The organism is Pseudarthrobacter sp. AG30 (assembly GCF_003116525.1).
Taxonomy (GTDB): domain Bacteria; phylum Actinomycetota; class Actinomycetes; order Actinomycetales; family Micrococcaceae; genus Arthrobacter.
Genome location: NZ_QEHL01000003.1, coordinates 1 through 11939, shown reverse-complemented (window position 1 = coordinate 11939; position 11939 = coordinate 1). Strand labels below are relative to the sequence as shown.

At 65.6% G+C, this 11939-nt stretch carries 12 protein-coding genes and 1 tRNA gene; 2 read left to right on the top strand and 11 right to left on the bottom strand.

Going from position 1 to position 11939, the window contains the following annotated elements:
- Positions 1-24: 24 nt before the first annotated feature.
- Positions 25-1461, bottom strand: coding sequence for an NADP-dependent phosphogluconate dehydrogenase (gene gndA, locus DC347_RS03240; RefSeq protein WP_018761620.1), 1437 nt, complete (start codon positions 1459-1461; stop codon positions 25-27).
- 231 nt (positions 1462-1692) lie between these two features.
- Between gndA and DC347_RS03235 the strand changes: the two genes are divergently transcribed.
- Positions 1693-2418: a FadR/GntR family transcriptional regulator gene (locus DC347_RS03235; protein ID WP_109044432.1), complete on the top strand. Its 726-nt coding sequence runs from the start codon at positions 1693-1695 to the stop codon at positions 2416-2418.
- Positions 2419-2421: 3 nt separating this feature from the next.
- Here DC347_RS03235 and DC347_RS03230 read toward each other — a convergent pair whose 3' ends face one another.
- Genes DC347_RS03230 through DC347_RS03220 form a run of 3 tightly spaced genes read right to left on the bottom strand, consistent with a single transcriptional unit; the run spans position 2422 to position 5203 of the window.
- Complete coding sequence (locus DC347_RS03230; protein ID WP_109044431.1) at positions 2422-3510, bottom strand: L-idonate 5-dehydrogenase; 1089 nt, start codon at positions 3508-3510, stop codon at positions 2422-2424.
- On the bottom strand, positions 3510-4280 hold the full coding sequence (locus tag DC347_RS03225) for a glucose 1-dehydrogenase (protein ID WP_109044430.1): 771 nt from the start codon (positions 4278-4280) through the stop codon (positions 3510-3512). The genes DC347_RS03230 and DC347_RS03225 overlap by 1 nt, the downstream gene beginning before the upstream one ends.
- Positions 4277-5203, bottom strand: a complete 927-nt coding sequence (locus DC347_RS03220; RefSeq protein WP_109044429.1) for an NAD(P)-dependent oxidoreductase — start codon at positions 5201-5203, stop codon at positions 4277-4279. Before DC347_RS03220 ends, DC347_RS03225 begins: the two co-directional genes overlap by 4 nt.
- A gap of 61 nt (positions 5204-5264) precedes the next feature.
- Between DC347_RS03220 and DC347_RS03215 the strand changes: the two genes are divergently transcribed.
- Positions 5265-6329 (top strand): D-2-hydroxyacid dehydrogenase, encoded by a 1065-nt coding sequence (locus tag DC347_RS03215; RefSeq protein WP_109044428.1) that lies wholly within the window; start codon positions 5265-5267, stop codon positions 6327-6329.
- Positions 6330-6536: 207 nt separating this feature from the next.
- Here the strand turns inward: DC347_RS03215 and DC347_RS03210 are convergent, their stop codons facing one another.
- The 7 genes from DC347_RS03210 to DC347_RS03180 form a co-directional block, all read right to left on the bottom strand.
- Complete coding sequence (locus tag DC347_RS03210; protein ID WP_109044427.1) at positions 6537-7883, bottom strand: MFS transporter; 1347 nt, start codon at positions 7881-7883, stop codon at positions 6537-6539.
- 157 nt (positions 7884-8040) lie between these two features.
- Complete coding sequence (locus DC347_RS03205) at positions 8041-8838, bottom strand: IclR family transcriptional regulator (protein WP_018763965.1); 798 nt, start codon at positions 8836-8838, stop codon at positions 8041-8043.
- A gap of 249 nt (positions 8839-9087) precedes the next feature.
- Complete coding sequence (locus DC347_RS03200) at positions 9088-9378, bottom strand: hypothetical protein (RefSeq protein WP_165837973.1); 291 nt, start codon at positions 9376-9378, stop codon at positions 9088-9090.
- A 103-nt stretch (positions 9379-9481) separates the two neighbouring features.
- Positions 9482-9554: transfer RNA gene (locus tag DC347_RS03195), tRNA-Val, on the bottom strand.
- Between the two features lie 101 nt (positions 9555-9655).
- The gene (locus DC347_RS03190) at positions 9656-10576 is read right to left on the bottom strand and encodes an NAD-dependent protein deacetylase (protein ID WP_109044425.1); all 921 of its coding nucleotides are present in this window, start codon (positions 10574-10576) and stop codon (positions 9656-9658) included.
- A gap of 5 nt (positions 10577-10581) precedes the next feature.
- Entirely contained in the window at positions 10582-11076 is a 495-nt protein-coding gene (locus DC347_RS03185; protein WP_018763968.1) for a peroxiredoxin, read from the bottom strand.
- Positions 11073-11492 (bottom strand): DUF3052 domain-containing protein, encoded by a 420-nt coding sequence (locus DC347_RS03180; RefSeq protein ID WP_109044682.1) that lies wholly within the window; start codon positions 11490-11492, stop codon positions 11073-11075. Before DC347_RS03180 ends, DC347_RS03185 begins: the two co-directional genes overlap by 4 nt.
- Between the last annotated feature and the right edge of the window lie 447 nt (positions 11493-11939).

Genomic DNA, 11939 nt, shown 5'->3' with positions numbered 1-11939 from the left:
CCGCCGCGCCGGAAGCGCCGTGGGCTAGTGCGTGTCGACTGCCGAAATTTCGGACTTGTCCTCGCCCCAGAGGGTGTGGAACGTGCCTTCGGTGTCCACACGGCCGTAGGTGTGGGCGCCGAAGAGGTCGCGCTGGCCCTGGATCAGGGCGGCGGCAACGCGCTTGCGGCGCAGGCCGTCATAGTAGGCCAGCGAGGAGGAGAACACCGGCACCGGGATGCCAAGCTGCACGGCGGTGGCTACTACCCGCCGCCACGCCGGGAGGGCGTCGCCAATGGCCTTGGTGAACGCCGGTGCGAACAGCAGGTTTGCGGGCTTCTCGTCCGCAGCGTAGGCCTTGGTGATGTCCTTGAGGAGCTCCGCGCGGATGATGCAGCCGGCGCGCCACAGGGAAGCGATTTCGTCCAGCTTGAGGTCCCAGCCGTATTCCTTGGCTGCCGAGGTCAGCATGTCCAGGCCCTGCGCGTAGGAGACCAGCTTGGAGGCGTAGAGCGCCTGGCGGACATCCTCAACGAACGTCTCGGGGATCTCAACCGTTGCCTCGTTGCCCGCCAGCAGCTCCTGGCCAAGCTTGCGCTGGGCAGCCTGGGAGGAGAGCGCACGGGCGAAGACCGATTCGGCGATGCCGGACACGGGGGAACCGAGCTCCAGGGCCGAGATCACGGTCCAGCGTCCAGTGCCCTTCTGGCCCGCGGCGTCGACGACGACATCCACGAACGGCTTGCCGGTCTTGGCATCGACGTGGCCCAGGACCTCGGCGGAGATCTCGATCAGGAAGGACGAGAGTTCGCCCTGGTTCCACTCGGAGAAGATCTTTGCCTGCTCGGCCGGTTCGATGCCGGCACCGGAGCGCAGGAGGTCGAAGGCCTCGCCGATGACCTGCATGTCTGCGTATTCGATGCCGTTGTGGACCATTTTGACGAAGTGGCCGGCGCCATCGGTGCCAATCCACGCGCAGCAGGGCTCACCGTCCACCTTTGCCGAAATCTTTTCCAGCAGCGGACCCAGGGCCTTGTACGACTCCTTGGAGCCGCCGGGCATGATGGACGGACCGTTCAAGGCACCCTCTTCGCCGCCGGAGACGCCGACGCCCACGAAGTGCAGATCCTTCTTGGCCAGCGCGGCTTCCCGGCGGCGGGTGTCCTCGTAGTGTGAGTTGCCGGCGTCGATGATGATGTCGCCCGGTTCCAGCAACGGTTCCAGCTGCTCGATCACCGAATCGACCGGCTTTCCGGCTTTGACCATGATCAGCACCCGGCGCGGCTTCTCCAGGGAATCGACCAGCTCCTGCAGGGATTCGGTCCGGATGAAATCGCCCTCCGAGCCGTGCTTCTCCAGCAGTGCGTCGGTCTTTTCCACCGACCGGTTGTGCAGGGCAACCGTGAACCCGTTGCGGGCGAGGTTGCGGGCAAGGTTGGCGCCCATCACTGCGAGGCCGGTGACACCGATGTGTGCAGACATCAATAACTCCAATTCATTGTTTGCCCCGGATCCAGGTTCCGGTGCGGGGTGGGACGCCGGGGCATATCAGGGGGTCGGAATAAAGCATATATATTCTGGCGGTGACGCGAAAGTAACGTCCGCGTCATGAAACCGATTGTGTCGCTGCCAGTCTAGGACTGCCGCACTCCCCTGTCCCGGCCGTCCGGGTCAGCCCGCAATCCCGCATCCGCCAGCAACTAGGCTTACAGCATGACCAGCAGCCTCCACCACCGTGCCATCGAGAACCTGGGCACCCGGATCATCTCAGGGGATCTCCCCGCCGGACACGTCATGCTCGCCGAGCAGCTGGAGGATGAACTGAAGGTTTCCCGCTCCGTAATCCGTGAAGCCGTGCGCGTCCTGCAGTCCCTGGGGCTGGTGGAAACCACCAAGCGGGTGGGGATCCGGGTGTTGCCCTCAAGCCGCTGGAACCCCTTTGACCCGCAGGTGATCCGGTGGCGGCTGGCCAGCGATGCGCGCGGAGCCCAGCTTCGCTCCCTCGCCGAACTCCGTGCCGCCGTCGAACCTGCAGCCGCCGAACTGGCGGCAGAGAACGCGCCGGCGCCGCTGCGCCTGGAACTCGTGGATGTTGCCCGCGCCATGCGGGAGGCCGGCAACAAGGGCGAGGTTGCCCGCTTCCTGGAACTGGATATCCGCTTCCATTCGCTGCTGCTCTCCGGCTCCGGCAACGAGATGTTCGCCAACCTGATGGGGCAGGTGGCCGAAACACTGACGGGCCGGACGGTACACGGCCTGATGCCGGACCATCCCCACCAGGCCGCCCTGCAATGGCACGAAGATGTGGCAGAGGCGATCGCCAAGGGCGACGCTCCCGCTGCCCGCGAGGCATCGGACCGGATCATGCGGCGGACCATGTCACAGATGGCTGACACCTGGACGGAGCAACCGCGGGTGTTCATCCCCGTCCGGCAGTAACGGTCAGCTGCTTCCGTTCCCGTCGAAGCTGAGGAGGACTTTGCCGGAGCTGGTGGAGTCTTTGGCCATCTCGAAGGCGTGCAGGGCGTCCTCGACGGGGTATTGGTGGGTGATGACGGGGCTGATGTGCAGGGACCGGTCGGCAAGCGCCGCGATGACCTGGTCGATTTCGTCGTTGAAGCGGAAGGAGCCTTTGAGGTCCAGCTCGCGGGTGATGGCCAGCGAGATGGGCAGCGGCTGCATGCCGGTGGGCAGCAGCCCCACCATGACCACGGTCCCGCCGCGGACCGCGCCGCGGATGGCGGAGGCCAGTCCGTGGTGGTTGCCGGAGGATTCGATCACCACGTCCGCCTCCACGGCGGCGATCGCTTCGGTGTCTGCGGCGTTGATGACCTGGTCGGCACCGACGGCCCGGGCGATCTCCAGCGGCTTGGGATGGAGGTCCACAGCGGTGATGTGCGCTGCACCGGCGCGTTTGAGGACCGCGACAGCGAGGGCACCGATGGGCCCGGACCCGATCACCAGCGCGGTCTTCCCGGCCACGTCCCCGGCCCGGGAGACCGCGTGCCAGGCCACGGACGCGGGCTCGACCAGGGCGGCCGTGCGCAGGTCGATGCCCTCGGGCAGGGCCCGCAGCATCCGGGCCGGCAGGTTCACGTACCGGCTGAAAGCGCCGTCGGTGTGCGGGTAGCGGGCGGCGCTGCCCAGGTACGTGCACCCGGGTGAGAGGTTGGGCCGGTCCGCGGGATACCGGGCCGCGCCCGGACCGGGGGTGGCGGGGTGGACGGCGACGGCGGTTCCGGGCCGCGGCCCCTGGCCGTTGGCGGCGGCGCGGACCACCACACCGGAGATTTCGTGGCCCAGCACCAGGGGCGCCTTCAGGATGGATTCCCCGGCCGCACCGTGCAGCCAGTAATGCAGGTCCGACCCGCAGATCCCGCCGTACAAGACCTCAACCACGGCCTGGTCATCCGCCGGCCGGGCCAGCGGGACCACATCGACCCGGAGATCCCCCGCGGCGTGGGCCACCACGGCCGGCCCGGAGCCGGGCAGCATGTGGGCCCCTGGCTGGACGGGTGTGTTCGCGGGCATCAGACCACCACCGTCATTCCACCGTCGATAAAAATGGTCTGCCCGTTCACGAAATCCGACCCGTCCGAAGCCAACCAGACCACCGGCCCGGCCAGATCCTTCGGCGTGCCCCAGCGGCGGGCCGGGGTGCGGCCCAGGATCCAGGTATTGAACTGTTCGTCATCCACCAGGTTCTGCGTCATCTCCGTATGGATATACCCCGGCGCGATCCCGTTGACCTGCAGGCCGGACCCGGCCCACTCGGCCGTCATGGCCCGGGTCAGGTTCCGCAGCCCGCCCTTGGCCGCAACATACGGGGCAATCGTGGGGCGGGCCAGGTCCGTCTGCACCGAACAGATATTGATGATCTTGCCCCGGCCCCGCGGAATCATGCGCCGGGCCGCCTCCCGCCCCACCAGGAACGCACTGGTCAAGTCCGTGGAAATCACCCGCTCCCAATCCGCCACGTCCAACTCCAGCATCGGCACCCGGTGCTGGATCCCGGCATTATTCACCAGGATCTCCAACGCACCCACACGCTCTTCGATCCACGCGATACTGCGGCCTGCCGCCTCACCGTCGGTAACGTCAAACGCGACACTATGCACCCGGCCCGGGGCATAATCGGCGGCCATCGCCGCCTCGGCCTCCTTGAGCCGCTCCCCATTGACGCCATTCAGCACAACCGTTGCACCGGCGTCCGCCAACGCCCGGGCCAGCGACGAGCCAATCCCCCGGCTCGACCCGGTGACCAACGCAACCCGGTCCGACAAATCAAAAAGTGAACTCATGGAGCAGCTGTTCCTTCCGCCGCAACTGCGGCCCTATGGCTGAGGTTGGAGATGGTTTGGCGCACTACTGCGAGGTCCTGGTCGCCAAGGCCCTGGCGCTTCAGCTCGGCGTAGAGTTCGGCGGCGGCCGTGGCGATCGGGGTTGCCGTTCCCGCTGCGCGGGCTGCGTCGAGCACGAAGGAAAGATCCTTGTGCATGAATTTTGCCGGGCCCGTGGGGGCGTAGTCCTTGCTGACCAGGCGCGGTCCGACGATATCCAGCACCCTGCTGCCGGCCAAACCGCCCGACAGGACGTCGAAGAGCGCCGCCGGTTCGAGCCCGGAACGCTCTGCCAGTTCGGCAGCCTCGGCGAGCGCCGCCGTCGTCGTCCCCACGACCAGCTGGTTGCACGCCTTGGCGAGCGACCCTGCGCCAAGGGGACCAAGGCGGCGGACGGTGGTGCCCATGGCGTGCAGGAGCGGCTCTGCCCTGCGGAACGCGGACTCCTCGCCGCCGGCCATGATGGCGAGGGTGCCGTCCGCGGCGCCCTTGGTGCCGCCGCTGACCGGGGCGTCGACAACCTGGGCGCGCCCGCCGGTGAGCTCGGTGACGCGGCGCCCGAAAACCTGGACGGCGGTGGGCGAGACACTGCTCATGACCAGCAGGACGGTCTGGGGCGCCGGCGGCTCTTTTTTCCACCGGGCAAGGAGCCCGGCCGCCGCCTCCTCGATGTGTGGCAGGTCTGGAAGCATGAAAACGATGACGGGAAGATGGCCCAGGTCTTCCACCGCGGGGACAATTGTTCCGCCGAGGTCCCGCAACCGGGCCGCTGCCCCTGGAGACCGGTTCCAGCCCGTGACCTGCCATCCGCTGCGGAGGGCGTTTGCCGCCATCAGTCCGCCCATCAATCCCAGGCCTGCAAAGCCTGCGCGTTTGTCCTCCATTTACCCAGCCTCACGTCATCGTGCTTTAAAGATTTGTTCAATATCCTAGCCATGATTCAGTATGATGAACACCATGACTTCCATAACTACCGTGGCCATTGCCGTGCCGCTCGAAGCCGAGCTGGTGGACCGGATCAGGGCCGTTGATCCGTCCGTGACCGTCCTGTACGAGCCCGACCTCCTGCCGCCGGAGCGCTTCCCGGCGGACCACGCCGGAGATCCGGATTTCCGGCGGACCCCGGAACAGGAAGAACGCTATTGGGCGATGCTGAACAGCGCACAGGTCCTGTACGGATTCCCCAACGAAAGCCCGTCGGGCCTGGCCCGGGTTGCCACGGACAACGGACACCTGCAGTGGGTCCACGCCATGGCAGCCGGCGCAGGCGGCGCGGTTAAAGCGTCTGGCCTGGACCAGCAGACACTGCAAAAGTTCAAGGTCACAACGTCCGCCGGCGTGCACGCGCTTCCCCTGGCCGAGTTCGCAGCCATGGGCATCCTGAACGGGTTCAAACGCACCGCCGAGCTGGCGCTGGACCAGCGGGCCAGGAATTGGCCGGAACTCCGCACTCCCACGCGGCTGGTGAGCGGTTCCCGGCTGGTCATTGCGGGGCTCGGTGAGATCGGCCTTGAGACGGCCCGGCTTGCCCGCGCCCTGGGCATGGCCGTCAGCGGAACCAAGAGGACCCCGGAGCCCCTGGAAGGCATCGACCAGGTGACCGGAAACGACGGCCTCCCCGGCCTCCTTGCCACCGCCGACGCCGTGGTGAACACCCTTCCGGGCACCCCGTATACGGAGAAGCTGTTCAACCGGGACGTATTTGCTGCCATGAAACCCGGCACCGTCTTCGTCAACGTCGGACGCGGCACCGTGGTGGATGAGGACGCGCTGCTCGAGGCCCTGGATAATGGCCAGGTCTCCTACGCCTGCCTTGATGTCTTCGCAGTGGAACCGCTCCCCCTCGAAAGCCCGCTCTGGGGCCACCCGAAGGTTCTGGTGTCGCCGCATACGTCAGCTTTGAGCGCCGCGGAGAACAGGCTGATCACCGACCGTTTCTGCAGCAACCTGCGAACCTTCCTCGACGGCGGCGAACTCCCCCACCTCGTGGACACGGTCCACTTCTACTGACCCTTGGTTAAGGCACCGGAAAGGCCGCTGCATCCCCTGCCCAGGGGATGCAGCGGCCGTTCTTTTGTGGCGCCGGACTGCTGCCATCAGGCCGCAGCATCAACGGTGCCCCTCGGAACCTCCCGACCTCCACGATGCCGGCCGGCTTGTCTCCCGCACACGCCAAACGCCCGGCCCGGATGATCCGGACCGGGCGTCAGGCCGGCGTCAGCTGGCGTCTTCGACGAGGACCAGGTCCCGGCCGCCGGTTTCCGGCGTGAAGAACGTAGTGATGAACGAGATCAAAGCGAGGACGAGGGAGTACAGGGCGGGAACCAGCCAGGAGTGGTTGGTGGCCGCCAGCAGGGCGACTCCGATCATCGGGGCGAAGCCGCCGGCAAGGACGGCCGACAGTTCGCGGCTCAGGGCAACCCCGGTAAAGCGGTGCTGGGAACCGAACAGTTCGGGCAGAAGGGCACATTGCGGCCCGAGCATGGCCTGGACGCCGAGGGCGATTCCCACCACCATGACCACCCAGACGAGCGTGACATTGCCGAGGGTCACCAGGTAGAAGGCCGGGAGCGCGATGACCGCCTGGAACAGGGCACCGTAGCGGTAGACGGGGACACGGCCGTAGCGGTCGGACAAGGCACCGAATGCGACCACCATGACGGCGGCAAAGCCGGCCGCGATCAGCAGTCCGGTTGGTCCGATGAACTTGTCGCCCGGGAAGACGCCGGCAGGCATGCTGATGAACGAAACCAGTAGGGCCGAGTAAATGGAGGAGTTCCCGTTTTCACCCATACGCAGGCCGATCCCCACCAGGACGTTCTTCTTGGAATGCCGCCAGATCTGGGACACCGGGTTCTTCACCACAGCCTTATGCTTTTCCAGCTCCTGGAAGACCGGCGTCTCCTTCAGGCGAAGGCGGATGAACACCGCAATGCCGATCAGGATGATGCTGGCAAGGAACGGCACACGCCACAGCCAGCCCTGCAGGACGGACTTGTCGGCCATGGCCATCAAGGCGAATGTTCCGGCGCCCAAGAGGGTGCCCAGCTGGATGCCAACGAAGGGCAGCGCGGCAAAGAAGCCACGACGGCGGCGCGGTGCCACTTCGGAGATCAGCGTGGTGGCACCCGCCTGTTCAGCGCCGGCCCCAAGGCCCTGGATGATGCGGAGGCTCACCAGGAGGACCGCACCCAGCATTCCGGCCTGGTCGAAAGTGGGCAGGAGTCCAATGGCGAAGCTGGACATTCCCATGAGGCCGATGGTGAGGATCAGGACCATCTTGCGCCCAAACCTGTCACCAATGTGGCCAAAGACGATGCCGCCGAAGGGCCGGGCCGCAAATCCCACACCGTAGGTGGCGAAGGAGGCAATAACGGCGCCGCTTTCACCCAGCGGGGCGAAGAAAAGCGGGCCGAAGATCAGCGCGGACGCCAGGCCGTAGATATAGAAGTCGTAGTACTCCAGTGCGGACCCCACGGAACTTGCAAGAGTTGCCCTTCGCAGCTGGTCGGCGTCGACGGCGGTGCCGTCCGCGGCCTGCGGTGCATTAGTACGAGTTGTCACAAGAACTCCCTCATCACGCGCCAGGCCCCCGTTGGCCTGGCGGGTCAGCAACGACACCCGAGATGTCGATCACTATGTTGAACAGAGTACAGCAAGTTGGACAACAGGCAAGCGGTTAAGCCAAAAAGTACATGCACGGTCCCTGCGGGACGCCTTCCTAGCTCATGGGATTACCCAAGGACCGTGCAAGTTCCTGAAGTTCCTTGACCATCTGCGCACCCTGCTCGGGGGTATAGGTTGCCTTCAGCGCCGTCACCGACAACCCCAGGCTGGGTCCGTGGGAGCCGCGGGTGGGGACGGCCACGCCCAGGCAGACCACGCCCGTCGTGGATTCCTCGTCCTCGAAGGCGTAGCCCTGCTCCCGGATGGACCGCAGCTGATCCTTGAGCTCGCGACCGGTCCGCAGGGACTTAGGGGTGAGGACGGGCAGCTCGGCGTCATCGGGGAACAAGGCGTCGATGTCGTGGTCGTGAAGCCTGGCGATCAAGACCTTGCCCACAGCACAGAGGGAGACCGGCATTTTGTCGCCGATGTTGGAGGTGAGCCGGACGGCCGGATGCCCCTCGTAGCGTGCCAGGTAGATGACATTGGTCCCGTCCAGCATGGCAATCCGCACCGTCTCACCGGAAAGGGTGGGCGCCTGCTCGCAGTACCGGTAGAACTCCTGGACCTCGTCCATGCGGCTGAGATACGCCGCGCCAAGTTCAACCAGCTTGCGGCCCAGCATGAATTCGGAGCCCTGCCTGCTGATGAGGCGGGCGTCCTCCAACGCCAACAGCAGGTTGGAGGTGGAGGACTTCGGGATTCCCAGCTCGCGGGCAAGGTCACTGAGGGTCAGCCGTCCCCCTGCGGACGCAGCCAGTGCCTCCAGGACGGCGGCAGCCCGGGTAACGGCAGGCGCAGGCGAAGCGCTTGCAGGCCCGTCGGAGGAACGTGGGGTGCGGGAATCGGCCATGATTCTCCTTCGGTAGGCGCATGCACTCATCAGCTCTGTCCATTCAGCTGAACACAACCCATCATAGTGGCTGGCTTGGGCGGACCTGCCGTGCCCGCCGACGCCTGGGCGATCACGCGGGCGCCTCGGGACTTTTTGTTTCCGGGAGTTCACGGTATATTCATCCCAGGCCCTCCACCGCGGCATCCCCCAATAGTCGCGGTGGAGGGTTTTCCAATGCCCCGAAGCCGGCGGACCAAGCGGGGCCGGTCAGGCCGCATCCGATGCCGACTCCCTGCGCCGCCAGCCGCCGCCCAGGCCGTCACGCTGGAGATACATGGTGGTCAACGCGGACCGGCTGTTGTTACCCAGCCGCACCTGCAACTGCAGGACTTCCACATCCACGCCGCTGTTGCCCTTCGGCATCCGGCGGCTGGTCTCCCACCAATTGACGCGTTCGTACCACCTCACCGGCGCGGCACCCACCGCCCATTCCCTGCCGCGGCTCACCACCGCCGTCGGCATTCCCTCGCTGTCTGTGTGCACTATGACGTGTTCCATCCCTGCAACATATGGCAGGGCACTGACAACGGGACTGGAAAAGCCGAAAAGCAAAAACCCCACCGCCCCACCGGGAAGGCGGGACAACGGGGTTTCACATGAGTGGGTCCTACCGGGATCGAACCGATGACATCCACGGTGTAAACGTGGCGCTCTACCAGCTGAGCTAAAGACCCAAATTGCGCGGTTTCCGGCGGTAACGCCGCAACCAACGAACATAAACTCTACCCGACGTTGGACCGCGAACGCGAATCGGCCCGCCCGGGGCCTTCCCGCACTACAGGGGAGGAAGTTCAGCTGCCAGGTAGCCCAATGCCTGGCTGACCCCGGCTTCGAGTTTGATGGTTGCCTTGTCATCACCGCGGGTGGCACCCCGGTTGATGATGACCACCGGTTTTGACTGCTTGGCGGCGTGCCGCACGAACCGCAGGCCGCTCATGACCGTCAGGGAAGAACCGGCCACGACCAGGGCGGCTGCCTCGTCCACCATCGCGTAGGACCGCTCCACCCGGTCCTTGGGCACGTTTTCACCGAAGTAGACAAAGTCTGGCTTCAGGGTTCCGCCGCACGCAGGGCAGAGCGCCACCACGAAGCTGTGGATGAGCGCCTGGTCCTCGACGGTGGCGTCAGCGTCGGGCGCCATTTCCACGAGTCCGGAAGCTGCCGCCCGCTCCAGGAAGCCGGGGTTGAGTTCCTCGAAAACACCGGCAAGGAGGCGCCTGGAATACGTCCGCCCGCAGTCCAGGCAGATCACTTGGTCATACCGGCCGTGGAGGTCGACGACGTTTGAACTGCCCGCGTCCTGGTGCAGCCGGTCGACGTTCTGGGTAATGAGTCCGGTAAGGAAACCGCGCCGTTCGAGTTCGGCTGCGGAATAGTGGCCCTGGTTTGGATCAGCATGCCGCATATGCGACCAGCCGATGTGGTTCCTGGCCCAGTATCGGCGCCGGTTGGCGGCGTCGCGGACAAACTCCTGGTAGGTCATGGGTGAACGGGGCGGCGAGTCCGGGCCGCGGTAGTCGGGGATCCCGGAATCCGTGCTGAGCCCGGCCCCGGTCAGCAGGGCGAAACGAACCCCCGCGAGCAGGTCCCGGATCCGGACCAACACCTCAAGGTCCGCACCCGAGGGCGGGGCCGGGGCCACCGGCGGCATGCTGGCAAAGCCCGTCAGGCCTGTCCCCCGCCGCTGCCCAGCCATCCGCCTCAGGCCTGCTTCAAATCCGCCAAAGCCGCCCGGTACTCACCGAAGTCGCGGGCTTGGCCCCGTGGGTTCACCACGCTGTACCGGACCGTGCCCTCTGCATCGATGATGAAGGTGGCCCGTTTGGCCATGCCGCTGCCGGCGTCGAACACGCCGTAGGCGCCGGCCACGGCCCCGTGCGGCCAGAAATCGGCCAGCAGGTCGAAGCCGTACCCTTCCTGGGCCGCGTAGGCGCGAAGGCTGAACTTGCTGTCAGCGGACACTGCCAGGACGACGGCATTCGAATCCTCGAACGTGGCAAGGTTGTCACGTATCTCGCAGAGCTCGCCGGTGCAGATCCCCGAGAAGGCAAACGGGTAGAACACCAAGGCCACGTTCTGTCCGCGGAAGGACGAGAGGCGCACCGGCTCACCGTACTGGTTGGCCAGCTCAAAGTCGGGCGCGGTTGTGCCCACTGCGGGAACAACTGCGGAAGCGGCCTCGACCGCTGCCGTCATTTGTTCTTCCTGCTGACCAGGCGCGCCGCGCTCCAATCCTTTGAGACACCGGCAGAGGTGGTGACATGCAGGCCGGCCGTTGGTGCGGCTTCCTGGATGTCTGCCGGCGAAACGTAACCGCCCCTGCCCGACTTGGGGGTCAGGACCCAGACAACCCCGTTTTCGCTCAGGGTAGTGAGGGAATCCATCAGGCTGTCGACGAGGTCTCCGTCCCCGTCGCGCCACCAAAGGATGACAGCGTCCGCCACCTCGTGGTCGTCCTCGTCCAGCAACTCCGAACCGGTGAGGTCTTCAATATCGTCACGCAAGTCGAAATCGACGTCGTCGTCGTAACCGAACTCCTGAATCAGATCCCCATTTTTGAAACCCAATTTTTCCGCCACATTTACCGAAGTGGCGGCGTCGGCCTCGCTCACGTGTTCCTCCAATACGTCATTAATGCGTTGTGCATAGTGATTTCCATTACTCCCAAGCCAACACCCTTTGCGCCTGCGCTTCAAGCTGCCGCCCCCGGGAGTGCGCATATTCTGCGTCACATCCAGCTGCGGCTGCGCCCGGCAAGGGTATTGGCCACACAACCAGTATGACGAACGAAATACAACAGCAGCACCTGGACCGCAGCTACGCATCGCGTTGCCGTCAGGGCTAGAGTGGCTGGTGACAACTATGCCCGCGGGACGACACCCCTGTGACTCCGGACAGGCATAGGAGCGCTAGGAAGCTGCCCGGCACACATGACCGGGCTGTTGTAACCGATACGTCGCACACGGCGTATATACGCCGGGCAGTCACCCTGCCTGGCCTGAGTGCGCCGATTCATGCGCGCAAAGAGAGGTTGGACGTGGCTGCAGGAGAAGATACCT

Bases quoted from the DNA above. Each gene is read 5' to 3' on its own strand.
- DC347_RS03185 (WP_018763968.1), bottom strand. From the start codon at position 11,076: ATGACGGCAGCGGTCGAGGCCGCTTCCGCAGTTGTTCCCGCAGTGGGC.
- DC347_RS03235 (WP_109044432.1), top strand. From the start codon at position 1,693: ATGACCAGCAGCCTCCACCACCGTGCCATCGAGAACCTGGGCACCCGG.
- DC347_RS03205 (WP_018763965.1), bottom strand. From the start codon at position 8,838: ATGGCCGATTCCCGCACCCCACGTTCCTCCGACGGGCCTGCAAGCGCT.
- DC347_RS03190 (WP_109044425.1), bottom strand. From the start codon at position 10,576: ATGGCTGGGCAGCGGCGGGGGACAGGCCTGACGGGCTTTGCCAGCATG.
- DC347_RS03225 (WP_109044430.1), bottom strand. From the start codon at position 4,280: ATGAGTTCACTTTTTGATTTGTCGGACCGGGTTGCGTTGGTCACCGGG.
- DC347_RS03215 (WP_109044428.1), top strand. From the start codon at position 5,265: ATGATGAACACCATGACTTCCATAACTACCGTGGCCATTGCCGTGCCG.
- DC347_RS03200 (WP_165837973.1), bottom strand. From the start codon at position 9,378: ATGGAACACGTCATAGTGCACACAGACAGCGAGGGAATGCCGACGGCG.
- DC347_RS03220 (WP_109044429.1), bottom strand. From the start codon at position 5,203: ATGGAGGACAAACGCGCAGGCTTTGCAGGCCTGGGATTGATGGGCGGA.
- gndA (WP_018761620.1), bottom strand. From the start codon at position 1,461: ATGTCTGCACACATCGGTGTCACCGGCCTCGCAGTGATGGGCGCCAAC.
- DC347_RS03230 (WP_109044431.1), bottom strand. From the start codon at position 3,510: ATGCCCGCGAACACACCCGTCCAGCCAGGGGCCCACATGCTGCCCGGC.